This is a genomic window from Streptomyces avermitilis MA-4680 = NBRC 14893, from assembly GCF_000009765.2.
GTDB classification, from domain to species: domain Bacteria; phylum Actinomycetota; class Actinomycetes; order Streptomycetales; family Streptomycetaceae; genus Streptomyces; species Streptomyces avermitilis.
This window is the reverse complement of the sequence record NC_003155.5, coordinates 6,345,419-6,360,792: the sequence shown is the minus strand read 5'-3', so window position 1 is coordinate 6,360,792 and position 15,374 is coordinate 6,345,419. Positions and strand designations below refer to the sequence as shown.

Sequence of the window (15,374 nt, the reverse complement as noted above, 5' to 3'; positions counted from 1 at the left end):
CGATATGACCGGGATGCGCAGAGGACTTGTACACGTTCTGGCCTGGTCGCTCGCCACGGGCGCGGCGGTCACGCTGTCGTGGTGGGGTGTCCACACGGTGATGGCGGGGACCGCGTACGACCCGCCGCGCGCCCTGCCCATCACCGCGGGTGACGCGGCGACACGGAAGCCGGAACCGCTGGCCTCCTCGACGGAGCGGGCGCAGCCGTCGAAGAGCCCGTCGAAGGGCCCCTCGCACCGCCGGGCGCCGAGCGGGAAGCCGGCCCCGACGCCGTCCCGGACGGCGTCCTCCTCCCCCTCACCCACCACCTCCGGCCAGGTCAAGAGCTACGACACCGACGGCGGGCGGGTGGTCTTCGACCTCGGCAGGACGTCCGCGACCCTCGTCTCGGCGACGCCCGGATCCGGCTGGTCGATGCAGGTGTGGAAGACGGAGACGTGGATCCGCGTGGAGTTCAGCTCGGGCGCGGACCGGGTGACGGTGTTCTGCACGTGGCACGACAGCGCGCCGCGGGTGGACGTCCAGAACTACTAGGCCCGGTACGGCGGATCATGCCGGACCTGCTCTGTGCGCTCACCGGAACACCGAGGGCGGTGGCGGCGGTGACGCCACCGCCACCGCGTCCAGGACCGGTACGGCTCCGCCGGTGAAGTCGGTCAGTTCCTTGCCGTGCTCCACGCGCGCGGGGTGCGGGTCCGAGGCCGCGCGGCGGGTGAGTTCGGCGATCGGCAGCGGGTGGCCGGAGCCGACGAGGACCGCGTTGCCGAAGCGTTTGCCGCGCAGCACGGTCGGATCGGCGACCAGCGCCAGCTCGGGGAAGACGACCGCGGCGGTGGCGATCTGGCCGCGGAGGTGGGCGAGCGGGGGGCCGTCGGCGAGGTTGGCGGCGTAGACGCCGTCCGGCTTCACCACCCTCCGCACCTCGGTGAGGAACTCCGTCGACGTCAGGTGCGCCGGTGTGCGGGCGCCGCTGAAGACGTCCGCGATCACCAGGTCCGCCCAGTCGTCGGCCACCTTGGCGAGCCCTTCGCGGGCGTCCAGGGAGCGCACCCGGATGCGGGCGTTCGGGTCCAACGGCAGCTCACGGCGGACCAGTTGGACGAGGGCCGCGTCGCGTTCCACGATCTGCTGGGTGGAGCGGGGGCGGGTGGCGGCGGCATAGCGGGCGAGGGTGAACGCGCCGCCGCCGAGGTGCACGACGTGCACGGGCCTGCCGGGCGGGGCGACCAGGTCGATGACATGGCCGAGGCGCCGCTGGTACTCGAAGCTCAGAAAGGCCGGGTCGTCGAGATCGACGTGCGACTGCGGGGCGCCGTCGATGAAGAGAGTCCAGGCGCGCGCCCGGTCCCGGTCGGGTATCAGCTCGGCGAGCCCGCCGTCGACGGGCTCGACGACGGCCTCGGCCGCGGTCTGCCCGCGCCGCCCGCCACGCCCGTCGTCGGACCTCTTTTTCTTCGCCCTCGCCATCCCGCCATTATCGGCGTGCGGGAGCGGGTCGGCTCAGCGAGGGGGGTCGTACGCCGCTGGCCGATGAAGGGCTGCGCGGCCCTGCTTGCACGGCTGCGCGGCCCTGCTTGCACGGTTGGTGTCCGGCTCAGCGACAGTTGTCCGCGGCCTCGATCAGCCGCGCCGCTTCCCCCAGCGCCGCCCGCAGCACCGCCGGATCCGTCGCCAGCTCCGCGTCCCCGGGCGGCAGCAGCCAGTCCGAGCCCTCGACCGGGGGCTCGGGCACAAGGCTCTGCCCCCGTCCGCCGGTCTGGGTGCACGTACTGCCGGGCACGTCCCAGGCGTCCGCGGTGCCGGGCGGCACCAGGAAGCCGAGGGTGTCGCAGTCGTTGTCGTGGAGCACGGGGCCGACGGAGTCGCCGGCGCCGCGGCGGAGAATGTCGACCGCCTCCAGACCCTGTCGTGCCGGAACGGTCACGAGGTCACAGGCGGACTCCGGCCGCGGTGGCGCGCTGCTCTCCGGGGTCGGCCGGTGCTGCGCCGTCGACGACGTACGGAACTCGGTGCTCTGCCTGGTCTGCATCCCGGCCTCCAACACGGCAGCCCCTCCTCGACGAGTGAGCGGGTCGGGAGTTCGGGCGGCTCCCGGTCCGTCGGGTTCAACGCGCCAGAACGTCAACGGCTACGGCATAACACCGCCGCAAAGGATGGCAGTTCATGGCAGATCCTGTATGAGATATCCGGTTTGTAGCCAAACATCGCATGGCGGCACCGGTGGGCCGGGTACGTTCTTGCACCGCCGGACACAGGGAACAACCGGGCACCACCCGTACAACTGATCCCGAATCCGGCATGGTTCGACGGTTCGCAGAGAGGGCCCCGCCATGGCGTCGTCAACGGTGACCTCGTCCCAGCCCCCCACGCCACCGCGGCCGAACCTCGCCTTCCGGCAGTTGCGCGGACAGCGCTCACCGGGCGAGTTCGCCTCGGCGGTGCGGCGGGCCGCGCGCGAGATCGGCGAGCGGGTCAGCTGTGACGCGCGCTACATCGGGCGGGTGGAGGCGGGCGAGATCCGCTGCCCCAACTACGCCTACGAACGCGTGTTCCTGCACATGTTCCCCGGCCGCACCCTCACCGACCTGGGTTTCGCACCCCGCTCCGCGGTACGGGGCAGGGGGGCGGCGCGCACCACCGACGATGCGCCTCCCCCACGCACCGAGAGCCCTTTGCGCGCCTCGCATGAGATGGAAGGGGCGTGCGAGACGTATGACATGCCAGATCCGTCGCACGAAACGCAGGCTCCGCAGGACCCGTACGACCCGTACGACCCGCTCAACCCGCAGCACGCGCCAGACCCGTTCAACCCACAGCCCACGCCAGACCCGTACGACACACACCACACGTCAGACCTGTACGACACGCACGAGTACCACGATCAGAACCACGAGGAGAGCGACGTGCAGCGTCGCGCATTCATGACGGGCGGCACCGCCACGGTGGCAGCCGCCTCGCTGGGCCCCTTCGGGCTCACCTTCGGCAGCCCGGCGGCGGCCGCCGGACGTCCCGGCCACCGGGCGGGTTCGTCCGAGGCGGGCGCCCTCGAAGAGGCCGTGCGCAGAATCCGGCTGCTGGACGACCGGCACGGCGCGGACGGCCTCTACCGGCGCGCGTCGGCCCCGCTGCGGACCGCGTACGCGCTGCTCGACGCGGGGACGACCCGGCAGTCGACCGCGGACCGGCTCTACATGGGCGCGGGGGAACTGGCCATCTCGGTGGGCTGGCTGGCCCACGACTCGGGCCGCTTCGACGACGCCCGCTCGCACTACGCGGAGGCGCTCGCGACCGCCCGCATGGCCGGGGACCCGGGGCTTGAGGCGCACGCGTTCTGCAACACGGCGTTCCTCGCGCGCGACGCGGGCCGGCCGCGCGAGGCGGTGCGGGCGGCGCAGGCGGCCCAGCGCGCGGCCCGCCCGCTGGGCTCGCCCCGCCTCATGTCGCTGCTCGCGCTGCGCGAGGCGGGCGGCTGGGCGGGGCTCGCGGACCGGGCGGGCTGCGAGCAGGCGCTGGCCCGGGCCCAGGCCCTCTTCGAACGGGGCCCTTCGGAGACGGACCCCGAGTGGATGACCTTCTACGGAGAGGCCGAACTGGAGGGCCTGGAGGCGCAGTGCTGGTCGACGCTCGGCGACTGGCCCCGTGCGGCCCGCCACGCCCGCCGGGCCGCGCACCTCCAGGACCCGCACTTCACCCGCAACATCGCCCTCTACACGGCGGAGCTCGCCGACGACCTCGCGCGCGGGGGCCGTCCCGACGAGGCCGCGATGGCGGGCCTGCGGGTTCTGGAGCTCCTCGGCCAGGTCCAGTCCTCCCGCGTCCAGACGATGCTGGCGGGCACCGCCCGGGTCCTGCTGCCGCACCGGAGGGCGTCGGAGGTGTCGGCGTTCCTGGAGCGGCACGCGAGCCTGCCGCGCATGGCGTGAGACTCCGCGCCGGCCCGGGACGGCCATCCCCTTTCAGGCGATCCCGTACGCGGTCAGGCGATCCGCTGCTCGCCCTGGTGCACCAGATGCCCCAGATCGTTCCAGCTCTCGATCGCGGGCTCCCCGTAGGCCCATCCCAGCACCGAGAGGGACGTCGGACTGAGCCTGATACGCGCGGCGAAATCGATCGGCAGGCCGAGCCACCGCGCGCCGATCGAGCGCAGGATGTGCCCGTGGGCGAACACCAGGACGTCGCGGTCCTCGGCACGCGCCCAGGCGACGACCTCGTCCGCGCGCGCGGAGACCTGCGCGAGGGTCTCGCCCTCGGGGACGCCGTCGCGCCAGATGAACCAGCCCGGCCGCACCTTCTGGATCTCGGCCGGCGTCATGCCCTCGTACGCCCCGTAGTCCCACTCCATGAGCGGGTCCCAGGAGGTGGCGCGGTCACCGAAACCGGCCAGTTCGCATGTCTCACGCGCGCGTGCCAGCGGACTCGTACGGATCTCGGCGTCGAAGAGCCCGTCGAAGGGCGCCCGGTGCAGCCGTTCGCCCAGCAGCTTGGCGCCGCGCCGGCCCTCTTCGAGGAGCGGAATGTCCGTCCTGCCGGTGTGCTTCCCGAGCAGGGACCATTCCGTCTGTCCATGCCGGGCCAGCAGGATGCGCGGTGCCATGAGCGGCCTTTCCGGGAGAAATGAGAGGTGGGTTCCTTCCATCATCGCGCACGCTGAAGCGGGGCAACCCGGCGGGCGATCTCGGCGTCTTTGAGAGCCGGGGGCGCCCCGCAGGGGGCGCGCACATACGCCGTAAAGTGATGCGACCGTGCCGCCGGGCACCGCAGCTGATGTGAAGGGGGAGGGCGATCGGATGCCGCAGACCGTGACACCAGGCATCGAGAGGGCGGTGCCGAAGACCCGGCTGCGCTGGTGGACCGAACTGCCGCTGATCGTCCTCGTGTACGCCTCGTACTCGGCGGGCCGGCTCCTCGCCCGGGGCGATGTCTCCACCGCCGTCGACCACGGTCTGGCGATCCTGCGCATCGAGAAGGCCCTGCATCTCAACGCCGAGCATCCGCTGAACCGTCTCTTCACGCGCGAGGCATGGCTCGGTGTGCCGGCCGACTTCTGGTACGCCTCGCTGCACTACCTGGTCACGCCCGCGCTCCTGATCTGGCTCTTCCGCTCCCGCGCGGTGCGCTACAGAGCCGCCCGGACCTGGCTGTTGACGTCCACGTTCATCGGCCTGATCGGCTTCACCCTGCTGCCGACCTGCCCGCCCCGGCTGCTGTCTCAGGGCCACGGCTTCGTCGACACGATGGCCCAGTACAGCTCGTACGGCTGGTGGGGCGGCGAGGCCAGCGCGCCGCGCGGCCTGGGCGGCATGACGAACCAGTACGCGGCGATGCCGAGCCTGCACGTGGGCTGGGCGCTGTGGTGCGGGGTGATGCTGTGGCGGTACGGCCGCACCCCCGCCGCCAAGGTCGCGGGCATCGCGTATCCGCTGCTCACCACGATCGTCGTGATGGGCACCGCGAACCACTACTTCCTGGACGCCGCGGCGGGCGCCGCCGTGATGGGAGCCGGCCTGCTGCTGACCCCGGCGATGATGCGGCTCGCGGACCTGGCCAAGGAGCGCCTGAGCGCCCGCTCCGCACCCGTCGCGGCCGCCTCGCAGGGCGCAGGTTCCTCAATTGTCAGTGGGGAGTGCCAGACTTCCCCGGGTGAGCGAATTCCCCGACAGCGCGTATCCCGCCACGGTCCGGGAGCCGAGCCCGGTGCCACTCCCGCGGACGCGGGGGACGGCGCTCCGGCAGCGGCTCGCTGAGCTGCGCGGACCCTCCGTACCGCCCAAGGCGCTGGACGCGCGCGCTCTCGCCGCGCTCGCCGCGAATCCCGGGTGCAGCAGACGTGCGCTCCTGGACGGCGCGGGCGTGAACAAGGCGGTGCTGGCGGACGCGCTCGGTTCGCCGTCCGCGTTCGGCCAGTCGCAGTTCGCCTTCATGCGGGGCAACGCGTTCGAGGCCCGGGTCAAGGCGGACGGCGGCGCGGAGCTGCTGCGGCTCGTGCACGAGAAGCTGGACCCCGGTGCCGAGCCGCCCACCGACTCGCTCGTGCCCGATCTCACGGCCGGCGGCCCCGAGGGCCGCGCGGCCCGTACGGCGCTCGCCCTGCGCGAGGCGACCGGGGCCGGCGCCTGGACGCTCCTCGACCACCCCATGCTGGCCCTCGATGTCGCGGGCTCGCCCGCCTTCCTGGAGCCGGACGCGGTGGTCGTGCACCCGGACGGCAGCTGGACGGTCGTGGAGATCAAGTCGTTCCCCGTGCTGGACGGTTCGGCGGACCCCGCGAAGGTGGGGGCGGCCGCCCGGCAGTCCGCGGTGTACGTGCTGGCGCTGGAGGACGTCGCCGCGCGCCTCGATCCCGCGCCCCCGGTCCGCCACCGCGTCCTGCTGGTCTGCCCGAAGGACTTCTCCAACCTGCCGACCGCCTCCGCCGTCGACATCCGCAAGCAGCGCTCGGTCACCCGCCGCCAGCTGACCCGGCTCACGCGCGTCGAGGAGATCGCCGACGCCCTCCCCGAGGGCACGTGCTTCGCGCCCGACCTGCCGCGCGGAGAGCTGACGGCCGCCGTGGAGTCGGTCCCGGCGGCATACGCGCCCGAGTGCCTCGCCGCCTGCGAGCTGGCCTTCCACTGCCGCGACCACGCGCGCGCCGAGGGCGCGGTGACCTCCCTGGGGCGGTCGCTGCGGGCCGAGCTGGGCGGCCTGGCGACGGTCGACGACGTACTGGCCGCGGCCCACGGCACGGCCGGGGACCCGGACGACCCGGCGGTGGCGGCCCTGCGCAGGGCCGCTCGGCTGCGGGCCGAGGCACTGGACGCCGCAGGGCCGACAGCGACCGGGCCCGGTACCGGGTACGCGGGAGCCGAGGGCCTCGGCGCCGAGCGGCCGGAGGGCGCCCCGTGTCGCTGATCTCCGCCCTCGCCCGGCTGGAGGCCGCGCAGACCGGCCGCGCCCAGCCCGCTGCCACGGTCCGGCACCGGCACCTGTCCGAACACCCCCTGGTGTTCGTGCCACTGACCACCGCCGGTGAGGCCGGGGCCCCGCTCGGGGCGCTCGTCGGCACCGACCGGCACGCGCCGCGGCTGCTCGTCGTACCGCAGCCGCGCGACCGTGACCTGCGGTTCGCGTTCCTCGCCGAGCTGGCGGACATCGTCCTGCCGTACCTCGACGGGTACGCCGACGTCGTCGAGGCCGCCGAGCGCAGCGAGACCGACCCGGAGACCGGCAAGCGAGTCAAGGTCGAGGTCGAACTGTGCGCGGACGCACCGCAGTTGATCGTGCCGAGCCGCGCGGGCGTCGAGTTCGTACGACTCCTGGGCCGCTCCATGCGCTTCCGCCGCACCGCCGAGCAGGAGCCGGAGGCCCCGCACCCCGCGCCGCCACGCGTACCGCTGCTGGGCCGCTGGCTCACGCACTTCGGGGAGCGGGCCCGGGTGCCCGGCTCCTCCCTGCTCCTCGCCCTCACCGAGGTGCTGGGACGGCACTGGGCGACCGGGCAGAGCAGCCTGGAGGACCAGCATCTGGGCGCGCTGCTGGCCTGGATCGAGCCGCCCGCCGGGGAGTCGGGCGCGACGGCCGCGCTGCGGGCCGAACTCCAGCGGGACTCCGGCGGCCAGCTCCTGTGCCCGCCCGCCGGACCCGCCACCGACCCCGCGTTCGACAACAAGCTGCTCGCCCCGGCCATCGAGCGCTACGACCGTGCGCGGACGCGGCTGGCCGCCGCCGAGGACGGCCTGGAGGCCGACGACCGGCTCGGTGAACTCACCTCCGCCGAGCGGGAGATCCGCGCCCTCGTCGCCGGCCTCACCCGGCCCACCTGGGACGCGGTGTGGCGCGGCCTCGACCTGCTGCGGGCGCTGCCCGAGGGCGCGCACGTCGACGACCGGTGGACCCGCGACCGCTGGTCGTTCACCGGACACCGGGACCGGGTGACCGCCGGGGAGCCGCCGCAGCCGCGCCGCGACGACGCGGTCACCGCGGCGAACAAACTGGCCACGCGCGAGCGCGAACAGGCCCGGCTGGACGCCCAGGAAGCCCTCGACGACCCGCTGGTCATGGCCGGCCGGCGGCTGGCGGGCGAGGCCTTCGCGGGGGAGGTCACGGATGTCGTCATGGCGTACAGCGAGGGCAAGCGCCCGAGCCCGCGCCCGTTGGTCACCGTGCGCACGGAGGACCGGCCGCACCTCGGGGAGCGTACGAAGGTCTTCCGCCCGCTCGGCGGGAAGCCGCAGGCCGCCGAGTTCGTCGGATACGAGGACGACGGCACCCTCGTCGTGCTGCGGATCGTCGACAAGATGGGGCGCGGCAAGGAGCCGGAGGCCGGGTCCGTCCCCGAGAAGGGCGACCGCCTCTGCTTCACGCTCTTCGAGCACGAGCAGCGGGGTGGCGCGAAGCTGCCCGATCCGGAGGCGACACCGTGGACGCACGGCGGACCGCCGGGTGACCCCGAGGCCGTACCGCTGCCGGACCCGGTGACCGAGGAGGACGTTCTGTGACCACCGCGTTCGATTCGGGGGCCGCGCGGGAGCCGGGCGGCGGCTTCGATCCGGGAGCCGCGGCCACCCGTGCCACCGACGCGATTCTGCGCGACACGCTGCACGGCACGCACCGCGGTGTCGTCGTGGACTCCCCGCCGGGGGCCGGCAAGTCGACGCTCGTCGTGCGGGCCGCGCTCGAACTGGCGTCCGCGGGGCGCCCGCTGATGGTCATCGCGCAGACCAACGCCCAGGTCGACGACCTGGTGCTGCGGCTCGCCGAGAAGGACTCCGAGCTGCCGGTCGGACGGCTGCACAGCAGCGACCCGGACCCGTACGACAAGGCGCTGGACGACCTTGCGAACGTGCGCAAGTCGACCAAGGCGGGCGATCTCGCGGGGCTGGACGTCGTCGTCTCGACGGCCGCGAAGTGGGCGCACGTCAAGGACGTCGAGCCGTGGCGGCACGCGATCGTCGACGAGGCGTACCAGATGCGCTCGGACGCGCTGCTGGCCGTGGCGGGCCTGTTCGAGCGGGCGCTGTTCGTGGGCGACCCGGGGCAGCTCGACCCGTTCGCGATCGTCGGCTCGGAGCAGTGGGCGGGCCTGTCGTACGACCCGTCCGCCTCCGCCGTGACGACGCTGCTCGCCCACAACCCGGAGCTGCCGCAGCACCGGCTGCCGGTTTCCTGGCGGCTGCCGGCGTCCGCCGCGCCGTTGGTCTCGGCGGCGTTCTACCCGTACACACCGTTCCGCAGCGGCACGGACCACGGCGACCGGCGGCTGGCCTTCGGCGTGGCATCGGACGGCTCGGGTCCCGACCGGGTGATCGACGAGGCGGCGGAGTCGGGCTGGGGGCTCCTCGAGCTGCCGGCCCGGCACACGCCGCGTACGGACCCCGAGGCGGTACGGGCGGTCGCCCAGGTCGTACGACGGCTGCTGGACCGGGGCGGGGCGGCGGTGTCGGAGCGGTCGGCGCGTCCGGTGCCGCTGACCCCCGACCGGATCGCCGTCGGCACGGCCCACCGGGACCAGGCGGCGGCCGTCCGCACGGCGCTGGCCGACCTCGGCGTCGCGGACGTCACCGTGGACACGGCGAACCGGCTCCAGGGGAGGGAGTTCGACGTGACGGTGATCCTGCACCCGCTGTCGGGCCGCCCGGACGCGACGGCGTTCCACCTGGAGACGGGCCGACTGTGCGTCCTGGCCTCCCGGCACCGGCACGCGTGCATCGTGGTCTGCCGGGCGGGCCTGCCGGAACTCCTGGACGACCACCCCTCGACGGAGCCGGTACAGCTGGGAGTGACGGTGAAGTTCCTGATGGCTGGGAGGCGATGATGTCCACCTGGGACCACCTCTCCGAACACCGGGTGACCTGGCGGCCCTGACGAAGCGCGCCCGCGCCGGACCGGCAAGCGCCAGGCGCCACACCGCCCAACCGCCGGACGGAGTCCGGCACGCCGCCGGAGGCGGCCGATGAATACAGCCCCGGATGGATGGGAGGCCATGATGTCCACCTGGGACCACCTCTCCGAACACCGGGTGACCTGGCGGCCCTGACCGGTGCCCCGCCGGGGGCTGGGGCGGGGCGTGTCGGGTGAAGGGGTGGGGACGCGCGAGCCGGGGTGGTCCGTGGGTTCCCGTTCGCGCCCGTCGCGCTCCCCGGGCCCACTTGCGCGGCCAAGGGACAATGGACGGTGGCCCTCTCTCAGCCGGGCGGGCCCTGAATCGTACGAGGAGGAGAAGACATGGCGGAGCCCACGCCGCGTCGGAACGAACCGCGGCTACGCCCCGCGCCCCTGCTCTTCGAGCCCACGGAGGCGGCCGGGGACCCGGAGCACTTCTTCGACCTGGAGTCGATCGACGACCCCCGGGCGCTGCTGGCGCGGGCGACGGAGCTGACGCACGCGTTCCGCGCGGCGGCCGACCGGGCGGTCGAGTTCCAGGCGGTCGCCGCGGCACAGCTGGCCGATCCGCGGCGGTTCGACCGGCTCACACCGGCGGACATCGCCGAGCGGGCGGAGTGGACCGAGGACTACGCGAAGAAGATGGTGGAGTTCGGCCGGGATCTGCTGCGGGGGCGGGAAGGGAACGGACCGGCGGACATGCTCTGAACGTCCGGAGGCGCCCGCCCCGTCCCTCGGCACCCAGCCCCGGGCACCCGGCACCTGGACCCCCCGCCCCCGGCCCCCGGCACTCGAATGGCCGTTTGGCATATGCCGGGTGGGCAAGATACCCCACCTGACCCCCACCCGTCCCCAATTCGCGCAACTCTCAGGATCGGACCGCTCACTGCCGGTAGATCTGACCGGTATGAGCAGCGAACCGCACCCGGCAGCCGATCCGCTCCCCGACCGCTTCGACGTCACCGGAGTCACCGCGGAGGGAGCCGCCTGGCTCGCCTCGGCGGGAACGTATCCGCGCAGCACGCTCGCCCTCTGGGAGGAGCGGCCCACCGCCCCGGTCGTCCTGCCCTGCGGTACCGCCTTCGACGTCGTCAGCGCACCCACGATCTTCGGCCGCCGCATGCTCGACCGGCTGTGGGACGAGGGGCCGGGCTCCGGACCGGTCGCCGCCTACCGGTGCCGCATGCTGCTCTTCGCCGCACCCGGCACCGCCCAGCGCCTCCCCTCGCTGCTCGACTGGGAGGAGTGGGGCGCAGGCGGCGCCGCCGGGCCCGGCCGGAGTGCCGGAATCCCGCCGCTGCTGTGCCACGGGCCGGGCGACGCGGTGACCGTGCCGGCGCTCGGGACGGACCTCGGCGAGGGTGCCGCCGGCCGCCCCGAATCCCGGTGGCTGGTGGCCCCCGACACCCGCCGCCCCTGGCTTCCCGGCCCCGAGATCCTGGTCTGGGCGGCGGTCCGCGCGGCCCGCGCCGCCGCCTCCGCCGCCGTACGGATATCGATTTTTCCTCCCGCCGATCAGGATGCTAAGGTCTACGACGTCAGCAGGCGCCGCTAGCTCAGTTGGTTAGAGCAGCTGACTCTTAATCAGCGGGTCCGGGGTTCGAGTCCCTGGCGGCGCACGCTAGCGATGGCGAGGCACGTTCGCGGAATACGCGAACCGGCCTCGCCATCGTTGTTTTCGCGCGCCTTCGCCACGCGTTGTACGCGTGTTGCGGAGTGCGGTTCACCCCGTCGCGATCTGCACCGTCCACGCCCCGGACGGCGTCCGGTCCTCCACCTCCACCTTCACGCCCTCCCCCGGCACCGTGAAGCTCTCGCCGAGGCCCACCGGGGCGTCCGCGAGCGGCGGGTAGACCGAGTCGCCCCAGCAGGACTCGGAGTGCGGGTGGGCGTCGACGACCTGCACGGGCCCGGCACCGGACTCGGCCTCGCTGCGCACCCGGTAGACGAGGATGCCCTGCGAACAGGTCGAGCCGTCGTTGCCCACCGGACCGCGCGCCTCGAAGGCGAGCGCGCTGTCGGGACCGGTACGCACCACCGCCAGCTTGGTCCCGCGCCCCACCCCGAAGGCGGTGGCGGGCGCCGGCACCTCCGGGCCGTGGGACACCGCGTCCGAACTGATGCCCGCACCGAGAAGGCCCGCACCCGGACTCGCGCTCCCCGCCACCGGCTCCACTCCAGCCACCGGCTTCGCTCCCACCACCGGCTCCACTCCAGCCACCGGCTTCGCTCCCACCACCGGCTCCACTCCAGCCGCCGACGCCGCCGCCGACGCCACCTCCGGAGTCGGCGTCGCCCCCGCCGCGGCAGCCGGTGCCGGCCCCACCCCCAGCGGCTCCAGCGTCAGCCGCGTGCTCCCGCGGCTCCGCACACACACCACCTGGTGCGGATCCAGCCACCCCAGCCTCCACTTGTGCCAGGCGAACAGGTCGGGCGCGAGGCCGAACTGGCTGCCCATCAAATCCCAGTCGCCCACGTAGGTGTCCCAGTCGCCCTTGCCGTCGGTGGGGCGGTGGTAGAGGTCGGGCAGGTCGAAGACATGACCCGTCTCATGGGCGAGGACGAGATGGTCCGGCGGATGCTTCTCGAAGACCGTGACCACCCGCCGAATGTCCTTGCCGTCGGCCCGCAACGGCGCGTCCAGATTCACGACCTTCGTCGCGTCCGAGTCCACGCCCGGCGCGTCCGGGTCGGCCACGAAGTACACGACGTCGTACCGCGAGAAGTCGACCTGCCCGTCGGCCACGGAGAGCGCGTCCCGCAGATAGGCGGCCCGGTGCTCGGCGTTCCAGTCCCGCCGCATGGCGTACGACGTGGAGGCGTGCGGCATCCGGATCCACCCCGGCAGCGCATGCGGGCGCAGGGTGAACCTTCCGTACGAGGCACGCTCGAAGAACTGACTGGTGGCCGGGAAGTAGTCGGCGGTCAGCTCACTCGGCGCGGTCAGTGGCGCCGAGTCGGGGAACGACAGGAACACCATCACCGCGTCGAGCGGGCGGGTCGGTCGCGGATAGGCGGCGTTCCAGGTGTCGACGCCCTCCGAGTGGTGCGCCCCGGTCCGCCTCAGCTCACAGGCCGCACCGGGTTCGGCGAGGGCGGGCCCCGTGACCAGCGAGGTCGCCGCGAGTGCCGCCATGGAGGTGAACACGGCCGCGGTGCTGCGCCAGCGGAGCCCCCCGTCACGGACACATCCCTTCAATGGGAGTTGGCGCGGCAAATCGACCTCCGGATGCGGCTCACGGGACACCGCACCCAGCCTGTGCCGAGTTGTATTACTTTGCCCTGTTTATCTGCACCAGAAGGGTGAGGCGCTCCGGGCGGAGACCTCGCACATGACCACTTCGACACCCCGAACGCTCACGGAACGTCACAAGCGATCGACAGGCGTGGAAACCGGCCCAGGTGCGGGCAGAAACGATCTGTCAGAACGTGGGCTCGTTCCGCGACACTGGGACAGTGGCTGGAAGGCCCTTGGGTCAGCCTCTATGATCGGCACACTTTCCTGCACGGACACGGCTTGTGCGACCGCCCACCACGCGGCCGACCACCCCGGCGAGACCCCGAGATCCGTACGAAGAACGAGTGCACTGCGGGAGCGAGCGGTGAGCGGAACGTCCGAAGGGCCGGCGCCCACGGCAGACCTCATCCGGCCGGCCGTCACAGAGCGTCACATCGACACACCTCCTCGTACGACCACGACCAGCGCGTCCCCCTCCTCCACCGGCGCCGCCTTCGCCGCGGCCCCCCTCGCCATGGCGGTCGTCGACCGCGAGGGGCTCGTCGTCACGGCCAACGAGACGCTGGGCACGCTGCTGGGCACCGACGCGGACGCGCTGGCCGGGAAGACCGCCGCCGACCTGGTGGACCTCTCCTCCGACCCCCGCGCCTGGCACGCGTACCGCGAAGTGCTGCGCGGCCGGCAGGCCCGGCTGCGCTGCACCCGCCGGCTCAAGCACCCCGACGGGCGCTCGTTCTGGGTCCAGGTGACGGTCTCCCCGCTGCCCGAGGAGGAGCGGGCGATACTGCTGTCGGTCGCCGACATCAGCGCCGGCCGTGAACTCCAGGCGCGGCTGCGGCACTTGCAGATGCACGACCCGGTGACCCGCCTGCCCAACCGCACGCTGTTCTTCGAACGCCTGTCGGCCGCACTGGAGGCGGAGGCGTACGAGGAGAGTGGCACCGGCCGCATCGGGCTGTGCTATCTGGACCTCGACGGCTTCAAGGCGGTCAACGACACGCTCGGCCACCGGATCGGCGACCGGCTGCTCGCCGCCGTCGCCGAACGGCTGACGCGCTGCGCGGAAGAGGCGGGATACGCCAGGCCGAGCGCCCCGCTGGTGGCCCGACTCGGCGGCGACGAGTTCGCGCTGCTCGTGGAGGACTCGACGGGCACCGACCAACTCGCCGACCTGGCCGAGTCGGTGCTGAAGGCGCTCCAGGCCCCCTTCGACCTCTCCGGCCAGCGACTGTCGGTCTCCGCGTCGATCGGCGTGGTGGAGCGGCACGCGGCGGGCACCACCGCCACCGGTCTGATGCAGGCCGCCGACACGACGCTGTACTGGGCTAAGGCCGACGGCAAGTCCCGCTGGACGCTCTTCGACCCGGAGCGCAACGCACACCGTATGACCCGCCAGGCCCTCTCCTCCGGTCTGCGTCCGGCGATCGAGCACGGTGAATTCGTACTGGAGTACCAGCCGTTGGTGGGCATGGAGGACGGCCGCCTCCGCGGGGTCGAAGCCCTCGTCCGCTGGAACCATCCGCAGTTCGGGATGCTGACGCCGAATCGGTTCATCGGACTGGCCGAGGAGGACGGCTCGATCGTGCAGCTCGGCCGCTGGGTGCTGGCGACCGCCTGCCGGCAGGCCCGCCGCTGGCAGCTGGAACACCCGGACGCACCGCCGCTGTTCGTCAGCGTGAACGTGGCCGTGCGCCAGGTGTGGGACTCCGACCTGGTCACGGACGTGGCGGAGATCCTCGCGGAGACGGGCCTGGCCCCGCACCTCCTCCAGCTGGAGCTCACGGAATCGGCCGTCATGGGCTCGGCCGGCCGCCCGCTCCAGGCCCTCCAGGCGCTCAGCGACATGGGCGTGCACATCGCGATCGACGACTTCGGTACGGGCTACTCGAACCTGGCCTATCTCAGCCGGCTACCGGTCTCGGTGCTGAAGCTGGACGGCTCCTTCGTACGCGGCTTCCAGTACGACACCTCCGAGAAGCACGACGGGACCGACGCCCGCCCGAACCCGGCCGACGAGGTCGTCGTCGAGGCCATGATCCAGCTCGCCCACCGGCTGGGGCTGACGGTCACGGCCGAGTGCGTGGAGACCTCGGCCCAGGCGTCCCGTCTGCGCGGCATCGGCTGCGACACCGGCCAGGGCTGGCTGTACTCCCGTCCGGTGGCGCCGGATCGTATCTCCGAACTGCTGCGGACACCGGCCCGCCGGAGCAGATCCGAACCGATCTGACCTGGTCAGACCCGGTCAGACCGGTCCTTGGCCGGCCTGAGCCGCGT

General features: G+C 73.1%; 12 protein-coding genes, 1 tRNA gene and 1 pseudogene. 10 read left to right on the top strand and 4 right to left on the bottom strand.

Annotation, left to right across the window (positions count from 1 at the left end):
* Nucleotides 1-13 precede the first annotated feature (13 nt).
* A complete protein-coding gene (locus SAVERM_RS27095; protein WP_037649936.1) occupies nt 14-535 on the top strand; it encodes a hypothetical protein in 522 nt (173 codons plus the stop codon).
* A 39-nt stretch (nt 536-574) separates the two neighbouring features.
* On the opposite strand, the gene SAVERM_RS27090 is transcribed toward SAVERM_RS27095, so the two are convergent.
* Together SAVERM_RS27090 and SAVERM_RS27085 are read right to left on the bottom strand one after the other, a co-directional pair.
* On the bottom strand, nt 575-1,468 hold the full coding sequence (locus SAVERM_RS27090) for a spermidine synthase (RefSeq protein ID WP_010986652.1): 894 nt from the start codon (nt 1,466-1,468) through the stop codon (nt 575-577).
* Nucleotides 1,469-1,595: 127 nt separating this feature from the next.
* Nucleotides 1,596-2,030: a hypothetical protein gene (locus tag SAVERM_RS27085; protein ID WP_010986651.1), complete on the bottom strand. Its 435-nt coding sequence runs from the start codon at nt 2,028-2,030 to the stop codon at nt 1,596-1,598.
* A gap of 301 nt (nt 2,031-2,331) precedes the next feature.
* On the opposite strand from SAVERM_RS27085, the gene SAVERM_RS27080 reads away from it, so the two are divergent.
* Nucleotides 2,332-3,924 (top strand): NsdA family TPR-like regulatory protein, encoded by a 1,593-nt coding sequence (locus SAVERM_RS27080; protein WP_010986650.1) that lies wholly within the window; start codon nt 2,332-2,334, stop codon nt 3,922-3,924.
* A gap of 53 nt (nt 3,925-3,977) precedes the next feature.
* Here the strand turns inward: SAVERM_RS27080 and SAVERM_RS27075 are convergent, their stop codons facing one another.
* Nucleotides 3,978-4,595 (bottom strand): histidine phosphatase family protein, encoded by a 618-nt coding sequence (locus tag SAVERM_RS27075; RefSeq protein WP_010986649.1) that lies wholly within the window; start codon nt 4,593-4,595, stop codon nt 3,978-3,980.
* A gap of 193 nt (nt 4,596-4,788) precedes the next feature.
* Between SAVERM_RS27075 and SAVERM_RS27070 the strand changes: the two genes are divergently transcribed.
* The 7 genes and pseudogenes from SAVERM_RS27070 (at nt 4,789) to SAVERM_RS27040 (ending at nt 11,481) form a co-directional block, all read left to right on the top strand.
* On the top strand, nt 4,789-5,745 hold the full coding sequence (locus SAVERM_RS27070) for a phosphatase PAP2 family protein (RefSeq protein WP_010986648.1): 957 nt from the start codon (nt 4,789-4,791) through the stop codon (nt 5,743-5,745).
* The gene (locus SAVERM_RS27065) at nt 5,696-6,892 is read left to right on the top strand and encodes a hypothetical protein (RefSeq protein WP_242432156.1); all 1,197 of its coding nucleotides are present in this window, start codon (nt 5,696-5,698) and stop codon (nt 6,890-6,892) included. Before SAVERM_RS27070 ends, SAVERM_RS27065 begins: the two co-directional genes overlap by 50 nt.
* Complete coding sequence (locus SAVERM_RS27060) at nt 6,883-8,478, top strand: hypothetical protein (protein ID WP_010986646.1); 1,596 nt, start codon at nt 6,883-6,885, stop codon at nt 8,476-8,478. Before SAVERM_RS27065 ends, SAVERM_RS27060 begins: the two co-directional genes overlap by 10 nt.
* Nucleotides 8,475-9,844: pseudogene (locus SAVERM_RS27055) on the top strand (AAA domain-containing protein). Before SAVERM_RS27060 ends, SAVERM_RS27055 begins: the two are co-directional and overlap by 4 nt.
* A 360-nt stretch (nt 9,845-10,204) precedes the next feature.
* The gene (locus SAVERM_RS27050) at nt 10,205-10,570 is read left to right on the top strand and encodes a hypothetical protein (RefSeq protein ID WP_010986644.1); all 366 of its coding nucleotides are present in this window, start codon (nt 10,205-10,207) and stop codon (nt 10,568-10,570) included.
* Between the two features lie 199 nt (nt 10,571-10,769).
* A complete protein-coding gene (locus SAVERM_RS27045) occupies nt 10,770-11,417 on the top strand; it encodes a bifunctional DNA primase/polymerase (RefSeq protein ID WP_010986643.1) in 648 nt (215 codons plus the stop codon).
* Nucleotides 11,408-11,481, top strand: a tRNA-Lys gene (locus tag SAVERM_RS27040). Before SAVERM_RS27045 ends, SAVERM_RS27040 begins: the two co-directional genes overlap by 10 nt.
* Before the next feature lie 104 nt (nt 11,482-11,585).
* Here SAVERM_RS27040 and SAVERM_RS27035 read toward each other — a convergent pair.
* A complete protein-coding gene (locus SAVERM_RS27035) occupies nt 11,586-13,079 on the bottom strand; it encodes a M6 family metalloprotease domain-containing protein (protein ID WP_037649858.1) in 1,494 nt (497 codons plus the stop codon).
* Between the two features lie 385 nt (nt 13,080-13,464).
* On the opposite strand from SAVERM_RS27035, the gene SAVERM_RS27030 reads away from it, so the two are divergent.
* The gene (locus SAVERM_RS27030; protein ID WP_010986641.1) at nt 13,465-15,327 is read left to right on the top strand and encodes a putative bifunctional diguanylate cyclase/phosphodiesterase; all 1,863 of its coding nucleotides are present in this window, start codon (nt 13,465-13,467) and stop codon (nt 15,325-15,327) included.
* The last annotated feature ends 47 nt before the right edge of the window (nt 15,328-15,374 follow it).